The 16,275-nt window shown below is 62.6% G+C and carries 19 protein-coding genes; 8 read left to right on the top strand and 11 right to left on the bottom strand.

Annotation, left to right across the window (positions count from 1 at the left end; all coding sequences use genetic code 11):
- Positions 1 to 377: 377 nt before the first annotated feature.
- The 4 genes from IVA95_RS19525 to IVA95_RS19540 all read right to left on the bottom strand — a co-directional run bounded on the left by IVA95_RS19525 (position 378) and on the right by IVA95_RS19540 (position 3,909).
- Positions 378 to 836, bottom strand: coding sequence for a DUF3237 domain-containing protein (locus IVA95_RS19525; protein ID WP_247511937.1), 459 nt, complete (start codon positions 834 to 836; stop codon positions 378 to 380).
- Between the two features lie 9 nt (positions 837 to 845).
- On the bottom strand, positions 846 to 2,162 hold the full coding sequence (locus IVA95_RS19530; protein WP_247511938.1) for a TRAP transporter permease: 1,317 nt from the start codon (positions 2,160 to 2,162) through the stop codon (positions 846 to 848).
- Between the two features lie 5 nt (positions 2,163 to 2,167).
- Complete coding sequence (locus IVA95_RS19535; protein WP_247511939.1) at positions 2,168 to 2,677, bottom strand: TRAP transporter small permease; 510 nt, start codon at positions 2,675 to 2,677, stop codon at positions 2,168 to 2,170.
- Between the two features lie 215 nt (positions 2,678 to 2,892).
- The gene (locus tag IVA95_RS19540) at positions 2,893 to 3,909 is read right to left on the bottom strand and encodes a TRAP transporter substrate-binding protein (protein WP_247511940.1); all 1,017 of its coding nucleotides are present in this window, start codon (positions 3,907 to 3,909) and stop codon (positions 2,893 to 2,895) included.
- A 264-nt stretch (positions 3,910 to 4,173) separates the two neighbouring features.
- Here IVA95_RS19540 and pobA point away from each other — a divergent pair, with 264 nt between their 5' ends.
- Both pobA and IVA95_RS19550 read left to right on the top strand, forming a co-directional pair.
- On the top strand, positions 4,174 to 5,343 hold the full coding sequence (gene pobA / locus IVA95_RS19545) for a 4-hydroxybenzoate 3-monooxygenase (protein WP_247511941.1): 1,170 nt from the start codon (positions 4,174 to 4,176) through the stop codon (positions 5,341 to 5,343).
- Between the two features lie 226 nt (positions 5,344 to 5,569).
- Complete coding sequence (locus IVA95_RS19550; protein WP_247511942.1) at positions 5,570 to 5,995, top strand: PaaI family thioesterase; 426 nt, start codon at positions 5,570 to 5,572, stop codon at positions 5,993 to 5,995.
- A gap of 88 nt (positions 5,996 to 6,083) precedes the next feature.
- Here IVA95_RS19550 and IVA95_RS19555 read toward each other — a convergent pair whose 3' ends face one another.
- Complete coding sequence (locus tag IVA95_RS19555) at positions 6,084 to 6,977, bottom strand: LysR family transcriptional regulator (protein WP_247511943.1); 894 nt, start codon at positions 6,975 to 6,977, stop codon at positions 6,084 to 6,086.
- 119 nt (positions 6,978 to 7,096) lie between these two features.
- Between IVA95_RS19555 and IVA95_RS19560 the strand changes: the two genes are divergently transcribed.
- Complete coding sequence (locus IVA95_RS19560) at positions 7,097 to 7,729, top strand: pyridoxamine 5'-phosphate oxidase family protein (protein ID WP_247511944.1); 633 nt, start codon at positions 7,097 to 7,099, stop codon at positions 7,727 to 7,729.
- On the opposite strand, the gene IVA95_RS19565 is transcribed toward IVA95_RS19560, so the two are convergent.
- A complete protein-coding gene (locus tag IVA95_RS19565; RefSeq protein ID WP_247511945.1) occupies positions 7,730 to 8,458 on the bottom strand; it encodes a glutathione S-transferase family protein in 729 nt (242 codons plus the stop codon).
- Positions 8,459 to 8,519: 61 nt separating this feature from the next.
- The gene (locus IVA95_RS19570; RefSeq protein WP_247511946.1) at positions 8,520 to 8,768 is read right to left on the bottom strand and encodes a hypothetical protein; all 249 of its coding nucleotides are present in this window, start codon (positions 8,766 to 8,768) and stop codon (positions 8,520 to 8,522) included.
- Positions 8,769 to 8,870: 102 nt separating this feature from the next.
- Between IVA95_RS19570 and IVA95_RS19575 the strand changes: the two genes are divergently transcribed.
- Together IVA95_RS19575 and IVA95_RS19580 are read left to right on the top strand one after the other, a co-directional pair.
- On the top strand, positions 8,871 to 9,569 hold the full coding sequence (locus tag IVA95_RS19575) for a YafY family protein (RefSeq protein ID WP_213248645.1): 699 nt from the start codon (positions 8,871 to 8,873) through the stop codon (positions 9,567 to 9,569).
- Positions 9,570 to 9,628: 59 nt separating this feature from the next.
- Positions 9,629 to 9,943, top strand: a complete 315-nt coding sequence (locus IVA95_RS19580; protein ID WP_247511947.1) for a YkgJ family cysteine cluster protein — start codon at positions 9,629 to 9,631, stop codon at positions 9,941 to 9,943.
- Between the two features lie 118 nt (positions 9,944 to 10,061).
- On the opposite strand, the gene IVA95_RS19585 is transcribed toward IVA95_RS19580, so the two are convergent.
- Both IVA95_RS19585 and IVA95_RS19590 read right to left on the bottom strand, forming a co-directional pair.
- Positions 10,062 to 10,466: a hypothetical protein gene (locus IVA95_RS19585; RefSeq protein WP_213248649.1), complete on the bottom strand. Its 405-nt coding sequence runs from the start codon at positions 10,464 to 10,466 to the stop codon at positions 10,062 to 10,064.
- A 181-nt stretch (positions 10,467 to 10,647) separates the two neighbouring features.
- Positions 10,648 to 11,001: a DUF3307 domain-containing protein gene (locus tag IVA95_RS19590; RefSeq protein ID WP_213248848.1), complete on the bottom strand. Its 354-nt coding sequence runs from the start codon at positions 10,999 to 11,001 to the stop codon at positions 10,648 to 10,650.
- A gap of 417 nt (positions 11,002 to 11,418) precedes the next feature.
- Between IVA95_RS19590 and IVA95_RS19595 the strand changes: the two genes are divergently transcribed.
- A complete protein-coding gene (locus tag IVA95_RS19595) occupies positions 11,419 to 12,816 on the top strand; it encodes a TAXI family TRAP transporter solute-binding subunit (RefSeq protein ID WP_247511948.1) in 1,398 nt (465 codons plus the stop codon).
- Between the two features lie 57 nt (positions 12,817 to 12,873).
- Here IVA95_RS19595 and IVA95_RS19600 read toward each other — a convergent pair whose 3' ends face one another.
- Positions 12,874 to 13,752: a DUF6537 domain-containing protein gene (locus IVA95_RS19600; protein WP_247511949.1), complete on the bottom strand. Its 879-nt coding sequence runs from the start codon at positions 13,750 to 13,752 to the stop codon at positions 12,874 to 12,876.
- A gap of 17 nt (positions 13,753 to 13,769) precedes the next feature.
- The gene (locus IVA95_RS19605) at positions 13,770 to 14,435 is read right to left on the bottom strand and encodes a cyclic nucleotide-binding domain-containing protein (protein ID WP_028351732.1); all 666 of its coding nucleotides are present in this window, start codon (positions 14,433 to 14,435) and stop codon (positions 13,770 to 13,772) included.
- Between the two features lie 272 nt (positions 14,436 to 14,707).
- On the opposite strand from IVA95_RS19605, the gene IVA95_RS19610 reads away from it, so the two are divergent.
- Both IVA95_RS19610 and IVA95_RS19615 read left to right on the top strand, forming a co-directional pair.
- Entirely contained in the window at positions 14,708 to 15,493 is a 786-nt protein-coding gene (locus IVA95_RS19610) for an enoyl-CoA hydratase/isomerase family protein (RefSeq protein WP_247511950.1), read from the top strand.
- Positions 15,494 to 15,790: 297 nt separating this feature from the next.
- Entirely contained in the window at positions 15,791 to 16,045 is a 255-nt protein-coding gene (locus tag IVA95_RS19615; protein ID WP_247511951.1) for a hypothetical protein, read from the top strand.
- Positions 16,046 to 16,275 lie beyond the last annotated feature (230 nt).

A 16,275-nucleotide genomic window follows, 5' to 3' on the forward strand; every position in this document is an offset into this window, starting at 1 on the left:
TCAATGGCCGCTTCTCGAGGCCGTATACATGACCGCTCCCCGATCCGTTGCCGAAGCACCAAAAAGCCCTTGCCGAGAGGGGGCCGTCCATACATGACGGGGAAGCGGCGACGCAACACTCAACTGTCATCCCCGCGGATGCGGGGATCCAGTACGCCGCGGCCTATCCGTTCGATCACTGCTGTCTCTGGAATACTGGGTCACCCACTTTCCGCCTTCGCTCTGTTGCGGCGACTTCTCTCTCCACGTCATTGCGAGCGAAAGCGAAGCAATCCACGCCTCAACGCGGGGATAGATGGATTGCTTCGCGGAGCCTGTCATCGGGCGCGCATTCGCGCGACCCGTTGGCTCGCAATGACGGTGGTTAGGACGGTTGCTCACAACACCTGATGCACATCGATGACGACGCGGTCGGCGTGGCGGGCGGCGGAGGCGATGAAGAGGTTTTGCATCAGCCAGCGATATTTCTCTGCGCCGGTCTCGAATTTCGGCACGGTGCGGAAATAGATCAGTTTTGGATCGACCGGCTCGCCGCGCTTGAGCTTCTGCAGCAACTCGACCGGGCCAAAGCGCAGGCCTTTGTTCTCGACATAGACGACGGCGCCGTCGTCGGTCTCGAAGGCGTATTTCGCTTCCAGCTCGATCAATTCGTTCGGGCGGATGATCTGGAAGTCCGCCCCGAAGGGAAGAATCTTGCCGTTGACTTCGCCCTTCACCTCGCCGCCGATGATCGGAATGATCCGGCGCACGCCGGTGCCGATCTCGCCGGCCGAAGTCACCTCGCCGATCCGGGCGGTGATGGTGAAGACGTATCTGGTCTCGAGCTGCGGGGTCATCGGACCACCCTATCCGGCCATGCGTTGCGGCAGCCACAGCGCCAATATCGGAAATGCGATCAGGATCACCAGCCGGATCAGGTCCGTCACCACGAACGGCATCACGCCACGGAAGATCGTGGAGAACGACACGTCCTTGACGACGCTCTTGATGACAAAGACGTTCATCCCGATCGGCGGAGAGATGAGGCCAAGTTCTACCGTCATCACGATGATGACGCCGAACCAGATCGGATCGAAGCCGAGATGCACGATCACGGGAAAGATGATCGGCACCGTCAGAATGATCATGGCCATGGCATCCATCAGACAGCCCAGAACCAGATACATCACCATGATCAGGGCCAGGATACCGTAGGGACCGAGCCCGAGGCCGGTGAGCAGCTCGGTGACCTTCTGCGGGGTCTGAGTCACCGTCAGGAAGTAGCCGAAGATCAGCGCGCCGATCAGCACCGTGAACACCGCGGCTGCGGTGCGGGTCGCCTGCAGCAACGCACCCAGGATCTTTTCCTTGTCCAGCCTCCCCGTCAGCACGCCAATCAGGAATGCACCGGTGGCGCCGACGCCGCCTGCCTCAGTGGGCGTAAAGCGCGGCAGAAACGGCAGGCCATAAAGCCCGCCGATCACAAAGATGAACAGCAGCACCGGCGCCCAGATGTTCTTCAGGCCGGCCAAGCGCTCGCGCCATTTGGTTTGCGGACCCGCCGGCAGGAAATCCGGCCGGAACCAGCCGATCAGCGAAATCGTCAGCATGTACATGGCAATGGCCAGCAGGCCGGGGATGATGCCGGCGATGAACAGTTTGCCGATGTCCTGTTCGGTGATGATGCCGTAGACGGCGAGCACCGTCGACGGCGGCAGCATGGCGCCCAGTGTGCCGCCGGCCGCGATCACGCCGGTGGCAAAGGATTGCGGATAGCCATAGCGCCGCATTTCCGGATATGCGACGGCCGAAAACGTGGCGGCGGTCGCCACCGACGAGCCGCAGATCGCGGCAAAGCCACCACAGGCCCCGACGGTAGCAATGCCAAGCCCACCGCGCAGATGGCCGACAAAGCCGTTGGCGGCGCGGAACAGTTCGCGGCTCATGCCGGAATTGCTGACGAACGCGCCCATCAAGAGAAACATCGGAATCACGCCGAAGGTGTAGTCGGTGACCGTGCGCATCGAGGTCTGGCCGACCATCTTGAGCGCCGGCGTGAAGCCGACCAGATAACCGAAGCCGCAGACGCCGACGAGGCCCATCGCCATGCCGACCGGCACGCGCAACAGCATCAGCACGAACAGCGCGACAAATCCCAGGACCGCGACCGTATCGGTGCTCATGCCGCCTACTCCACGGTCTTGATCTTGGCGTCATGAATGTCTTCCGGATGGAAGACCAGCCGCCAGGTGCGGATCGCGATCAGCAGCACCGCGGCGGCGTCACCGGCCCAGGCGATCGCAAAGAACGGCCAGGTCGGCATGTGCATTTCAAAGGTGAGAACGTTGTCGTTGTAGGTGCCGTGTACTTTGTCGAACAGAGTATAGGTCTGCACCGTCACGACGAACAGCAGCACCAGCGTCGCGAACACGTCGATCATGCGCTGGTACTTTGGACCGACATTGGCCCAGATCAGGTCGACGGTGATGTGGCCGCCACGATAGCTGGTGGCGGCGATACCCCAGAAAATTAGAATGCCGAGCAGCATGCGCCCGATATCGAAAGAGTCCGGGATCGCATAGTTCAGCGTGTTGCGCAGCAGGACGCCGATGAAGATGTTGAGCGCGACGATGCCGACAAAGCCGGCGGCAATCCATTCGATCGTATCGATGAAACGATCCATCCACGCGCGATTCATGTGCGGAGCTCCCCATCGATTGATGCCAGTTGATTGAATAAGTCTGGCCGCGAACTCACTTAACCTCTCCCGCTTGCGGGGGAGGTCGCGGCGCGAAGCGCAGCGGGTGGGGGCTGTCTCCCCGAACTCCAGCATGCGTTATGCGGCACGACCCCCACCCCAGCCCTCCCCCGCAAGCGGGAGAGGGAGCGCAGCTCCTTCGCTACGGCTTTGGCTTACTGCGCGAGCGCGTTGTACTTGGTGAGCGAAGCCTTGAGTTCGGCCAGCGCCGAGTCTGGGTCGCCGCCGTTCTTCTTGACGCCCTCGCCCCAGGTCTTGACCAGCGGCTCGGCCGCCTTCTTCCACGCCGCCGTCTGCTCCGGCGTCAGTTTGTAGACCTCATGACCCGACATCGCCTTGATCTTCTCGACGCCGGCATCCTCGTACTTGCCCCAGGGTTCGCCGACGCGGCCGGAGGCTTCCGTGTTGCAGTTGTTGTCGATCGCCTTCTTTTGCTTGTCGGACATCTGGTTGTACTTGTCCTTATTCATCACGAAGGCAAAGGTCGTGACGTAGATCGGCGCTTCGATGTGATACTTCGTCACCTTGTCGATGCCGAACAGCACCACCGACCCCCACGGGAAGGTGACGGCGTCAGCCACGCCGCGTTCGATGATGTCGCGGACCTCGGGCGCCGAGGACTGCACGTTGGTGCCGCCGAGCTGGGTGACGAAATTCGCCATGGTGGCGTGGGCGGGCCGGATCTTCATGCCCTTGATATCTTCGGGCGTAACGATTTTCTTCGTCCGGGAATGGAACGTCGACGGCGAATGGATGAAGGCCAGACAGAACTTGACGTCCTTCATCTCCTTCTCGGCATATTTGCGATACCAGGCGTCGAGCGCCATCGATCCGCCCTTGGCATCCGACATCAGAAAGGGCAATTCGCCCGCGCCGATGAGCGGAAACCGCCCCGGCTGATAGCCCGGGTTGATGTAAGTGACATCGGCGATGCCGTCGCGCGCCATGTCGTAATGGTCGAATGCCTTGCCGAGCTGCTGCGCCGGGAACACCTTGTATTTGATGGTGCCGCCGGATTCCTTCTCGACCGCGGCGCCCCAGTCTTCCAGCGCCTTCTGCAGCGGATGCGAGGCCGGCACCCAGTGCGACAATTTCAGCTCGAAGGTTTTTTCCTGCGCCAGCGCAGGCGTCACGCTGGCGGCCAGCAGCATCGCCAGAAATGCTTTCCTCATCGGCATCCTCTCCCTTGGCACGCGGGCTGTTCGATCGCCCGACCTCGTTAATTAACATGTTATCTAGCTTGCCCGCGTTTTCAAGGCGGGCATTCAGCCGCGGCGTCTCCTCTTCCCCCCGGTCGCCATATGCACCGCCGCGAAGTACACTTGAAACTGTTTCGCGCCAATGTCCTTTGCCAAAACCGTTATATGATATAACTACTATTCCAAGCTTGGGGGCAACCGCCGGCTTGAAACCTATAATACCGGGAGGAGCGGGTATTGAGGACAAAAGTAGCAATCATAGGTGCAGGTCCGGCAGGATTGTTGCTTGGGCAACTACTTCACCGCTACGGCATCGACAACGTCATTCTCGAGCGCCAGACGGGCGAATATGTGCTCGGCCGGATCCGCGCCGGCCTGCTCGAGGAAGGCACGGTGGCGCTGCTCGACGAGGTCGGCGCCGGCGAGCGCGCCCACCGCGAGGGGCTGGTCCACCATGGTCTGGAATTGGCGTTTGGCGGCGTGCGGCACCGAATCGACTTGCACGGCGCGACCGGCAAGACCGTCATGATCTACGGCCAGACCGAGGTGACGCTCGACCTGATGAACGCGCGCAAGGCGGCCGGCCTGACGACTATCTACCAGGCCGCCGACGTCAAACCGCTCGATTTCGATACCGACCGCCCGCGCGTCAGCTATGTGAAGGACGGCGTTTCCCACGAGATCGAATGCGACTTCATCGCCGGCTGCGACGGCTTTCATGGCGTCAGCCGCGCCAGCGTAAAACCGTCAGCGATCCAGACCTTTGAACGGATCTATCCGTTTGGCTGGCTCGGCATCCTCTCGGAGACGCCGCCGGTCAGCCCGGAGCTGATCTACAACAACCATGCGCGCGGCTTTGCACTGTGCACGATGCGCTCGATGCGCCGCAGCCGCTACTATGTGCAATGCTCGCTCGACGACCATATTGACCAGTGGCCGGACGAGCGCTTCTGGGACGAGCTGAAGCGCCGGATCGACCAGAAGGCGGCCGACGAACTCGTCACTGGCCCCTCGATCGAAAAGAGCATCGCGCCGCTTCGCAGCTTCGTCGCCGAGCCGATGCGGTTCGGGAGCATGTTCTTGGCCGGCGATGCCTCCCACATCGTGCCGCCGACCGGCGCCAAGGGACTGAACCTCGCCGCCAGCGACGTGCATTACCTCTCGCAGGCGTTGCGCGAATATTACGACGAGAAATCCTCGGCCGGGATCGACAATTATTCCGCCAAGGCATTGTCGCGCGTCTGGAAGGCGGTGCGCTTCTCCTGGTGGATGACCTCGATGCTGCACAAATTCCCGGACCAGGGCGAATTCGGCTCACGGATTCAGCTCGCCGAGCTGGATTACGTCGTCAACTCGAAGGCGGCCTCGGCGTCGCTGTCGGAGAATTATGTGGGGCTGCCGTTTTAGGACGAGGCATAATGTCGCCGTCATTGCGAGGAGCGTAAGCGACGAAGCAATCCATCGTCCCGCATACGCGGAAGCATGGATTGCTTCGCTCCGCTCGCAATGACGGAAGGATAGAACGCGGCATTTCAAACACCCGTCGCAATGCCGTTTAAAACTTTGTAGGTGGTGACTTCAGCCGGCGCGTCGCGTTCAATGACGAAAGACATCATCACACGGTGAGCCGCCAATGACCGCATCCGATATCCCCACAGGGTTCGAGCCGCACACCCGCAAGAGCCCGCTGACCGATCCCTGGGAGCCGCTGTATTCGAAGAAGACCGATAAGGCCGTCATCATCGGGCTGCGGCTTGCAAAGCCGCACACCAATGGACGCGGCCTGATTCATGGCGGGCTGATCGCGGCGCTGGCCGATAATGCCATGGGCCATAGTTGCGCGCATGTGATGGGCGGCGTGTCGTCGCTGGTGACGATCGGGCTGGCGGTCGATTTCGTCGGCACCGCGGAGGTCGGGCAGTGGCTCGCGGTCGAGAGCGAGGTGGTCAAGACCGGCAAGACGATCTGTTTCGCGCAGAGCCTGATCAAGGCCGACGACGCCGTGATCGCGCGGGCCAATGCGACGTTTCGCGTAGTGCCGAAGAAGGAGCCGGTGTAGGCGCCGCGTGTCCCGGACGCGGTGCAGCGTGCCCCGGCGATGCGAAGCATCGTCCGGTACGCTGCTCCGCAGAGCCGGGGCACGGTACCTAGCCAAAATGCCAGTCGGCCATCTCGGTCACGAGATCGACGAAGGTGCGGACCTTGGCCGAGAGCAGCCGGGAGGTCGGATAGACGATGTGGATTGGCATCGCGGGCTGCTCGAACGGCGCGAGCACGATTCGGAGCCGACGCGCTTTCAGCGACTCGGCGGCCTGATAGGCCATGACCCGCGTCAGCCCGCCATCCTGCTCGGCATATTGGATCGCGGCATCCGAGCTGTTGGTGGCTAGGCGCGGCGTGCTGGCGACGCGGATCTCGCGGCCGTCCTCGACGAAACGCCAGTCGAGTGCCGCGGTCATGGCGCCGAACTGGATCGTGTCATGCGCGGAGATGTCCCGTGGCCGCTGCGGCTCGCCGCGCGCCCGGAGATAGCCGGGCGAAGCCACCACGATCCGCCGCATCTCGCCGACATGGCGCGCCACCAGCGTCGAGTCGGGCAGATGGCCGATCCGGACGGCGAGATCGACACCATCCTCAACGAGGTTGATCATGCGGTCGGACAAACGGAGGTCCACACTCACCTCGGGATAGCGCTTCAGATAGGCCGACACGATCGGGCTGACGTGCAGCCGGCCGAAACCAACCGGCGCCGAGATGACGAGTTGCCCTTCCGGCCGCGTACGCTCGCCGGCGACGGCGCCCTCGGCCTCCTCGACGTCGGCCAGAATTCGCCGCGCTCGCTCCAGATAGCGCGAGCCGGCGTCGGTCAGCGTCACCTGTCGAGTGGTCCGCTGCAACAGGCGTGCGCCCAGACGATCCTCCAGCGCCGCAATCAGCCGCGTCACGCCCGAAGGCGACAGCCCGAGCTTGCGCGCCGCGGGAGCAAAGCCCTGCAGATCCGCCACCGCGACAAAGGCCTGCATGGCATCGAGCCGGTCCATCCGACTATTGCATATCCAGCAATAGTGAAGTGTCAATTCCTCAGATTGTTTATACTTCAGAAACGGCCATCTTGGAGCCGAAGGACGACCGTGTAGGCGCTCCATGACGGGAGGCTCAGATGTCTGACGTTCACACCTATTCCAGCGACGTCGCCTTTACCCGGGCGGTGAAGGCGATCCAAACCCGCAAGGGCTCGCGCGAGGCCTATGCCAGCGTCGAAGCGCGCGGCGGCTGGCGCGTCGAGATCGACGAAAACCTCGCCGGCTTCCTCGCGGAGACCACGAGCTTCTATCTCGCGACTGCCTCAGCGGACGGCCAGCCCTACATCCAGCACCGCGGCGGGCCGAAGGGTTTTGTCAAAGTCCTCGACAAGAACACGATCGCGTTCGCCGATTACAGCGGCAACCGGCAGTACATCAGCCAGGGCAATCTGTCGGAGAATCTGAAGGCGCATATTTTCGTGATGGACTACGCGCATCGCCGGCGCGTAAAAATCTGGGGCGAGGCGCGCGTGGTGGAAGACGATCCGGCCCTGACGAAATCGCTGATGCCGCAGGGCTACAAGGCACGCCCCGAGCAGGTCATCCTGTTCAAGATTGCGGCGTGGGACACCAATTGCCCGCAGCACATCCCGCAGAAGTTCGATGCCGCTGACGTCGCGCAGGCGTTGGCGGTGCGCGATGCCCGCATCGCCGAGCTTGAAGCGGAGCTGGCCGCGTTGAAGGGCCAGCCCGCAGCGGCAACGTCGTAATCAGGCCGCTTGCTGCACCGGCGCCCAGGCGAATTCCGGATAGTACAGCAGCATCATCCGGTCGACATAGGCGGTGAGGTTGGCGAACTGCTCGGTCCGCTGCCGCAGGGCCGACTCGAAGAACGGCGTCAGGATTCCGGCGAGCGCGCCGAAGGCGGTGGCGTCCATGCCGCAGGGTGTTTCGCCCATCAGAAACGGCTTGTCGCCGAGCTGGACCGACAGCGCAAACAGCGAGCGGGCGGCCAGATCGATATCCTCGTCCGGGGCGTGGCGGCCGAGGCCGCTGAGCAGGTAATTCTCGGCGACACGGAACTGGGCGTCCTCGCGCATCTTCTCGCGCAAGTGCGCCGGTGCGCTGTCGAAGAAATGCGCAGGCCCCTTGGCAAAATTGTCGCCGTCGACCCAGCGCGCGCCGACCAGCGCCCAATAAATATGATGCTCGATCATCCGCTCGAAGGCCCAGGCCTGCGCCCGCGCCTGCAGGCTGAGCGGCGCATCGAAGTCGAAACCATACTTGGCCTCCAGGTGCGCGCGAATGAAGGTGGAATCGGCGATCGTCTCGGCCTCATCAACGATGTAGGGCAACTGCCCCTTGGGCGAAGCCGGCGGCTTGGCCTTCTCCTTGCGATAGGCAAGACCAGCCATCTTGAGCTGGACCTCGGTCTTGGTCACAAAGGGGCTGATCTCCGGCAGGCCGAAGCCGGCACCGAAGCCGTAGAGGGTAATCATGCGAGTCTCCCGATCTCAAAAACGCGTCCGAGGCTAGCGCCCCCCTGCTGCCACCATGGTGTCAGCAGCAGCAATGCCGGCCGCCGGCTTCCTCCTGCCGGGGCGAACGGGGCTTGCGCGCCCATGACGCAAGCTGCTCTTGCGCCAGGGCGCACAAGGCGATGAGTGAACGCCATGCCAGCTCAACCATCGCCCAGCGCAGGTCGGTGGTGACGCAGTGGATGGAAACGAGCTGTTCCAATGCAAATCGGTGTGCATTCACGAGAGGTCCGCGGCTGCGCCGGAAGCCGAATTCGCTGAAAATCGTCATGGACAAGTTCCCTTTAATTGAGGTGTTGTCCCGATATACAAAGCCCCTGCTGCCAACATGCTGTCAGCATCGTGGGCCATCGATCAGGAAAAGAGACCAGCCATGAGACGGGCCGACCGGCTGTTTCAGATCATTCAGGTGCTTCGGCGCACCCGGAAGCCTTTGACCGCAGACGCAATCGCGGCGGAGCTGGAGACTTCGAAGCGAACGATCTATCGCGATATAACGACACTGATCGAACAGCGCGTGCCGATCCGCGGCGAAGCCGGCGTCGGCTACATCCTGGAAAAGGGTTTCGACCTGCCGCCTTTGATGCTCACGCCGGACGAGATCGAAGCCTGCGTGCTCGGCGCGCAATGGGTGGTCGGCCACGCCGATCCCGCGCTGGCACGCGCTGCGCAGGACCTGATGGCGAAAGTCGCCGAGACCGTGCCGGAGCGGCTGCGGCCATTCGTGCTGGAGCCGGCCAGCCGCGCCCGACGGGCATGGAATAGGGAGCCCGACCGCATCGACATGGTGCGGACACGGACGCAAATCCACGAAGGCAAGAAGATCACGCTGAACTATCGCGACGAGCATGGCCGCGACAGCCAGCGCACGATCTGGCCGATCGCGGTCGGCTATCACGAGGCGGTGCGGATACTGGCGGCGTGGTGCGAACTGCGGAAGGATTTTCGCAGCTTCCGCACCGACCGCGTCGTTGACGCGGTCTATCACGACGAAAAATATCCGGAACGGCGCGATATCCTGCGGGCGAAATGGCGGCGCAGCCTGGTCTGGGAAGCGCCCAAAGATACCTAGACAGGATACCTGGCGCCGGGCGGCTGGCCGCGGCCGTCATTCCGGGCTAAACGCGAGGCATGCAAGGATTCGCCGCCGACAACCAAAACCCCTGCCAGGCCTGCGGCGCCTGCTGCAGCTACTCGCAGAACTGGCCGCGCTTCACCACCGAGGACGACGCGGCTCTCGACCTGATCCCGGAACGATTCGTCAACGAACGGCTGTCCGGAATGCGCTGCGACGGCGAGCGCTGTTCGGCGCTGTCAGGCAAGGTCGGCGAGGCGACGTCGTGCCAAATCTACGCGATGCGGCCCGAAGTGTGCCGCACCTGCATGCCCGGTGACGTGGAATGCGCGATGGCGCGAAAGCGGCACGGATTGCCGGTGTTGGCGTAACGTATCTCGATTGACAGTAGCCCGGATGAAGCGAAGCGCAATCCAGGGCGACTCGAGCCGGTTGCGAGAGAGCCCCCGGGTTACGCTGCGCTTCACCCGGGCTACGCGTCAGGACAACTCAGGCCGTCACGGCTTCCGCAAAATCTTCGTCGTCGATCTCATCCTCGATCGGCTTGAAGGTCGAGAGCGGCTTGGTCGACAGGGTGATCGGCTTGCGGCCGCCGTGCGATGACGACGAGGCGGAACGCGCGGCGGGTTCGCGCGACAGCGCATAGAGCGTAGAACCAACCCGGCCGCCAAAATGGATCAACTCGCGTTCGGTGCAGCTCGCCGCGATGGCGACGGCCAACGCGTGGAGGTGGCTGCGGCGGTAGCAGAACAGTGCCAGCATGGCGCGGACGTCGGATGAAACGCTTTCCACCAGCAGCGACAGCCCATGCGGATTGGCGCGATACATCTCGCCCAGCAGCTCGTCCCGGACCGGACAGAAATCGTTCTCGAAGGCGTCGCGGCTTGAAAACATTGCGGGTTCTCCCTATCCGGAAGATGCCGTGCAATTCTCTAATGAAGAGTTAACCACCCGCACCAGTAGTGTTCCGGAGGACTTGCCAGTGACGCCCAGTTCGGAAATCGAACGTGATTCGGGCCGGCGCGGGTAGCCGTCCAATTTCGGAAGAAGGATCAGGCCGCCGCCGGTCGCGGGATCAGTTCGCCGCCATGAAGATCGCCAGGCCGAAACCGGTGAGGTGGTGCAGCGCCTGATCGACACCGATCAGCGTCCAGAACCACGGATGCTCGTTCTCGAGCGTCACGCCGAACCGGGAGGCGATGATCCCCTTGAGGCGGTCGACGGTGATGTGAATGAAAAAATCGATAAAGGCAACGAACCAGAATCGCGGCGCGACGATCAGGATCAGCACGAGCGATACCGCAAGGTGCACGAGGCAGTGCGCGAGCAGCGGCAGCGCCCAACCGGTCTTTTGATCCTTGCCGATCGCCATCCAGGAAGTTTGCAGTACGAAATCGGCAATGACGTGCTTCACAGTGAGAAGCAGCATCCATCCGACCAGCGCACCTACCGGGATCGAGGACGACATCGAAGGAAACAACAAAGCTGACGCCCTTTGCTGGGACTGACGAGATGGCTAAACCCGGGGCCTAGGCTGTCAGCGCAATGTTCTTGTCAAACCCGGACTATTCGAACGTTGCCTTTATTTATGACATCTCCTGTGGCGGAATGCACCTGTGGGTAGTCTGAAAATCGCACGGTGTGGCGGAACTGCGATACTGCGGCAAGGACGCGCAGCGTGGCCCCGGGGTAAGGTTACCGGCGGGCGTGCTTTGCAATCCCGTAAGCGCGGGCTATCATTGGCCGACGGTCAAAATTATCGTTCTTTTCTAGGTATTTACGAATCCATTCGGACTGCGGCGCCCAGCCCGGCGGCAACACGTCCCCTGACCCCCGGGTACGAGCCATGCGAGTTGAGACCCCAACGCCGCATCCGAAAATGCCGCGTCCCCGGTTGCGGTCCGTCAAGAGCAACCGGACCCAGATCCTGCTGTTCTCCATCCTGACGCTAGTCCTGACCGCCGCCGTGGTGTGGGGCGGCCGGACCTTGCTGCGCAATTCCGAGACGCTGGTATTTGCCGTCGGCGAGCGCAATGGCCTCGAGGCACGCTTCGCCGACCGATTAGCGGCGGTGCTGAAGAACAATTCCTCGCGGCTGCGGCTCAAGATCGTACCCAGCGGCGACAATGCCAGGGCGCTGTCGCAGTTCGATCGCAAGGAGGCCAACCTTGCGATCTTGCGCACCGACGCCAGGATACCGCCCCGCGCCCGCGCGCTGGCGATCCTCGAACACGACCTGCTTCTGTTGATCAGCCCGAACGGCAAGAAAATCAAATCCATCGCGGAACTGAAGAAGAAGAAGATCGCGGTCATCGCCGACAACGAGAGCGGGGCTGCGCTGGTGCGCAATATTCTCGAACTGTCGGACAGCCCGGAGGCAGCGACGCGGGTGCAGATGGCACCGCCGGGCGCGACGTTCGACCAACTGTTCGCCGCAGGCTTCGGCGCCGTGATCAAGATTGCGCACGCTTCCCAGATCGTGAAGGACAAGAGTTACGAGCAATATGCCAGACGCGGCGGCTTCACGCTGAACGCGATCGACTCCGCAAAGGCGATCGCGAGGAAGTACCCGGCGATCTCAGAGGAAACAGTGGCGACCGGCATGCTGTCCGCCTCCCCCGCCGTCCCTGCCGAAGACGTCGAGACGATCGGGATCGAATGGCTGCTGGTCGCCCAATCCAGGCTCTCGACCACCACCGTGGGCGACCTTGCGCGGATCATCTACGAGAACAAGGCCGAGCTTGGGCTAGCCGACGGCTTCGCCTCCAAGATCGAGCCCGCAGAGACCGACAAGGACGCCTTCGTCGTGGCGCATCCGGGCGCTGCCGAATACATCAACGACGACACCAAGTCCTTTGTCGAGCGCTACAGCGATTTGATGTATGTGGCGCTATTGGCGCTCAGCATCATCGGCTCGATCTTTGCCGCCATCTACGCCAAGATCACCCGGATCGCACCGGAAAAGGCCAGCCAGCTCGCGACCGCGATTCTCGATATCGGCGAGCGCATCGAATACGCCAACTCTCTCGACGCGCTCGACGAACTGCAGGACGAGTTGGAAGCGACCCTGCGCGGCGTGGTGATCGGCTTGCGCGACGGCACCATCAGTAGCGACGGGCTGGATACCTTCAAGCTCGGCTATGAATTCGTGCGCGACGAAATCGGCTTGCGCCGCGAACATCTCAAGCGGCATCATCCGCAGGACGACAAGGTCGTGGTCGTGAAGACTGCGCAGAGCGCGTAAGGCAAAGCTCCGTAGGGTGGGCAAAGGAGCGCTAGTTCGCTTTGCCCACCCAACAATCTAACGAACTGCCGCATCCGCGCCGGCCGATACCCGCGCCCTTATCTCGGCGATCTTGCGCTTGAGCGCCGTCTGCCGCGGGTCAGGCGTTGCTGCGGCGCGCGCTTCGGCTATCGCGCCGGCGAGATCCGACAAGGCCAGCACGCCATCGAAGGTCGGCTTGGCAAGCCCGTCGATGATCGCGTGCCAATCGGCCATGCCCTGCCGATAGACGTCGCCATAGCCCTCGATCATGGTCGCGGTCTGGATGATCGTGGGCGCGGCTTGGGGCTGTTTGGTCAGGCTGCGGTCGATCATGTGCAGCCAGCGTTCGACCCAGACCCGCTCTTTGGCATAGCGCACCGAAAGCAGCCGCCATCGCCGCAGCCCCGCCTCGATCTTAAGGCGGCGAATGCCAAAGCGGCTTGCCGTGCTGAAGCGGATGGAGACGCGCTTGTGCGCCCACCCCATCCATTCCAGCGCATCGAGCACGTACTCGGCGATCACGGCGGGCAGTGCGCCGATCAGCTCTTCAAGCCGGAATTTTTTGACTTCGACAGACCCGGCCGACGCGCCGGCCGGGCCGTGCAGTTCGGCAAGCTTGAGCTGCGCGATCCGGATCGGGTCCTGATAGCTCATGCGCACCGCCATCAGCCGCGCAATTTCGCCGAGCATCACGTCGTCGACGCCTCGTTTTCCGATGAACCGCCGCAGCCGATCGACGTAGAGCCGGGCGTAGCTCGGGCCCTGATAGTCGATGAGAAGATGGATGGCCTCGCTCGCCACCGCCATCACCGGCTCCGGTAGTCCTTCGGGCAGGAACGGCGGCTCCTCGTCATCGTCGCCGATGAAATCGGCCAACAGATAACGCAACGACGACAGAATACCGCGGTCTGACACTCCTTGGGCTCCGGCCTCTACGCGGGTTTCGGCTCGGCTGCCGGCGCAGACTGCTGTGCCAGTCGCCGCTCAAGCGTTTCAATATTCTGAAACAGCCGGGCACTCGACAGCCGCAGGAAATAGAAGCCGAAGGCCGGGTTCTGCACGTAGAGCTCCTCAACCTTGGTGTAACTGACGCTCAGGATGAGGCCGGATTCGACGCATTCCAACGTCTGGGTTCGCATGTTCGACGGCGACAGCATACCGAGCTCGCCAACGATGGCGCCTACCGGCAGCACGATGCCGGATTCGACCAGCTTAAACTTGCCGCTGACGATATAGAGCATGTCCTCGGCCTTCTCATCCTTGTAGAACAGGATTTCGCCGGCCTGGCATTGGCGCTCGGTCATGAACGGCTTCAACCATTCCATCGACAGGTCGCTGTTGACGGATTTTTTGACGTCGCGCACCAACTGCAACATCTGGTGCAGCCGATAGGAATTAACCAGCAGCATGATCAACTGCACCACCATGACCAGGTAGTTTCGGGCGGGAATTGCGGTGATGATCAGGATGACGTTGGCGAGAATGCCGAAAACCCGCAAGGGGATCATGGTCTTCATCGTCGTGGTGGCAACCACGAAGATCGTGGCAAACAGCGCACCGGCCGTTCCCGCGTGTTGTGCCAGATGAGACGTATCCATTGGAGGCCAACCAATTTTCTTCAGGGACTGATTTTTCGCGATTCTGCTGCGGCGCCCGCTATCGTAATGCCCGCAGGGCCCTTTTGGTATACGAGGAAAAGGCGACGTTTTGTCGGGATTCTCACTATTCCCGGGTAAAATTCCCCGTCCATATAGCCCGCCCGCGGCCCGAACCCGACCGCCTGGCGGGGCGGGCGCGACGGCATCGTTGACGCCCTCCGCGGCGGCAGGCACGCTTCGTTCGCAATGACGGCTGAACAATGGAGCAAATAATGTCCGATACAGCCGAGACGGCGAGCGCGCCCGTCCTCGAGATCAGCGGCCCGCGCGCCACCATCCGCCTCAACCGGCCGAAACATCTGAACCGGTTGCAGAGCGAGGACCTCGGCGAACTCATGAAACTGTTCGACCGGATCGAGGCCAATCCCGCGATCCGCGTGCTGGTGCTGACCGGCACCGGCCGCGCCTTCAGCGCGGGCTATGATCTCAATTCGGTCGCGGATCGAGCGACCAGCGAGAAGGAACAACAGAGCGCGGGATCGGCGTTTGAGGTCGTCGTCAACCGGCTGGAGGATCTCGGGGTGCCGACGATCTGCCGGCTCAATGGCGGCGTCTATGGCGGCTCGACCGATCTGGCGCTGGCCTGCGACTTCCGTATCGGCGTCGATACGGCCGAAATGTTCATGCCGGCGGCGCGGCTCGGCCTGCATTATTACAAGAGCGGAATTAAGCGCTACGTCTCGCGGCTCGGCGTCGACAACGCAAAAATGCTGTTTCTCACCGCGCAAAAAATTACCGCGCCGGAAATGCTGCGGATCGGGTACCTCACCGCCATGGTGCCGATGGAGATGCTGGACGAGGAAGTGGATCGCCTCGCCGCTATCCTGGCCGGCAACGCGCCGCTGGCAATGCGTGGCATGAAGCGCGCCATCAACGAATTCGCCCGCGGCAAGCTCGACGAAGAGGCCGCCGACCTGCGTCATCGCGAGAGCATGCGTAGCGCCGAGATCAAGGAAGGCATCGAGGCGTTCGCCGAAAAGCGGCCGCCGCGGTTCTAGAGCGGGGGGCGTACCCCGGATGCTGCGCAGCGCGCCGCACTTTGCGGCGTGATGCGCTGCTATGCCGGGGCCCCTGGCGGTGGATCCCGGCGTTGCGGCTCAACGCCATAGCGCGTCGAAGACGCGCGTGAACGCGCTTATGGCGCTGCGCCGCGTCCGGGCCGCGATATCTGGCGACACGAAACACTCCTGAAACACGATTCTCCCCCTTTGCGCGTGAACGCAATCCGCCTGTGGTCCGACTGATGGGCAGGGACGCAACAACGGCCTCGTGCCAAGCAACTGGAGAAAATGAGTATGTTTCGCAAGGTTACCCTCGGACTGATTGCCGCCGCTTCGCTGACCATTGCCGCTGCAGCACCCGCTTCCGCCGGCGGCTTTTACCACGGCCATCACTGGGGCCATCATTGGGGCCATGGCTGGGGTCCCGCCATCGGCGTAGGCTTCGGCGGCGTCTACGTCAATACCGGTTTGAACGGCTGCCTGCAGCAGCGCTGGGTCGAAACCCGCCGTGGCATGCGCCTGCGCACCGTGAACGTCTGCGCCTACTGATCGAATAGCGTTCTGTAAGAAAGATCCCGGCCGCGCCAGCGACCGGGATTTTTCCGCTTGCCTGAGTACGTTGACCCTGCCCGCTGCAGCCATATTGTGGCGCCTGCGGTGCAAGCCGTGCCCGGGCCCGCGGGAAGGGTTGAACCCACTTGCAGCTTTCGAGCGAGATCTAGAGCCTTTGTGCAGCCGGTATTGCGGGCCGTCGGCGATGTCATGCACGGAGGTGTCTG

The sequence above is a fragment of the Bradyrhizobium sp. 157 genome, from assembly GCF_023073815.1.
Taxonomy (GTDB): domain Bacteria; phylum Pseudomonadota; class Alphaproteobacteria; order Rhizobiales; family Xanthobacteraceae; genus Bradyrhizobium.

What these genes read in the sequence shown, in the direction of transcription:
- IVA95_RS19530 (WP_247511938.1), bottom strand. Translation starts at nt 2,162, where the DNA reads ATGAGCACCGATACGGTCGCGGTCCTGGGATTTGTCGCGCTGTTCGTG.
- IVA95_RS19610 (WP_247511950.1), top strand. Translation starts at nt 14,708, where the DNA reads ATGTCCGATACAGCCGAGACGGCGAGCGCGCCCGTCCTCGAGATCAGC.
- IVA95_RS19550 (WP_247511942.1), top strand. Translation starts at nt 5,570, where the DNA reads ATGACCGCATCCGATATCCCCACAGGGTTCGAGCCGCACACCCGCAAG.
- IVA95_RS19565 (WP_247511945.1), bottom strand. Translation starts at nt 8,458, where the DNA reads ATGATTACCCTCTACGGCTTCGGTGCCGGCTTCGGCCTGCCGGAGATC.
- IVA95_RS19595 (WP_247511948.1), top strand. Translation starts at nt 11,419, where the DNA reads ATGCGAGTTGAGACCCCAACGCCGCATCCGAAAATGCCGCGTCCCCGG.
- IVA95_RS19555 (WP_247511943.1), bottom strand. Translation starts at nt 6,977, where the DNA reads ATGGACCGGCTCGATGCCATGCAGGCCTTTGTCGCGGTGGCGGATCTG.
- IVA95_RS19535 (WP_247511939.1), bottom strand. Translation starts at nt 2,677, where the DNA reads ATGAATCGCGCGTGGATGGATCGTTTCATCGATACGATCGAATGGATT.
- IVA95_RS19570 (WP_247511946.1), bottom strand. Translation starts at nt 8,768, where the DNA reads ATGACGATTTTCAGCGAATTCGGCTTCCGGCGCAGCCGCGGACCTCTC.
- IVA95_RS19525 (WP_247511937.1), bottom strand. Translation starts at nt 836, where the DNA reads ATGACCCCGCAGCTCGAGACCAGATACGTCTTCACCATCACCGCCCGG.
- IVA95_RS19575 (WP_213248645.1), top strand. Translation starts at nt 8,871, where the DNA reads ATGAGACGGGCCGACCGGCTGTTTCAGATCATTCAGGTGCTTCGGCGC.
- IVA95_RS19560 (WP_247511944.1), top strand. Translation starts at nt 7,097, where the DNA reads ATGTCTGACGTTCACACCTATTCCAGCGACGTCGCCTTTACCCGGGCG.
- IVA95_RS19605 (WP_028351732.1), bottom strand. Translation starts at nt 14,435, where the DNA reads ATGGATACGTCTCATCTGGCACAACACGCGGGAACGGCCGGTGCGCTG.
- IVA95_RS19580 (WP_247511947.1), top strand. Translation starts at nt 9,629, where the DNA reads ATGCAAGGATTCGCCGCCGACAACCAAAACCCCTGCCAGGCCTGCGGC.
- IVA95_RS19585 (WP_213248649.1), bottom strand. Translation starts at nt 10,466, where the DNA reads ATGTTTTCAAGCCGCGACGCCTTCGAGAACGATTTCTGTCCGGTCCGG.
- IVA95_RS19540 (WP_247511940.1), bottom strand. Translation starts at nt 3,909, where the DNA reads ATGAGGAAAGCATTTCTGGCGATGCTGCTGGCCGCCAGCGTGACGCCT.
- IVA95_RS19615 (WP_247511951.1), top strand. Translation starts at nt 15,791, where the DNA reads ATGTTTCGCAAGGTTACCCTCGGACTGATTGCCGCCGCTTCGCTGACC.
- IVA95_RS19590 (WP_213248848.1), bottom strand. Translation starts at nt 11,001, where the DNA reads ATGCTGCTTCTCACTGTGAAGCACGTCATTGCCGATTTCGTACTGCAA.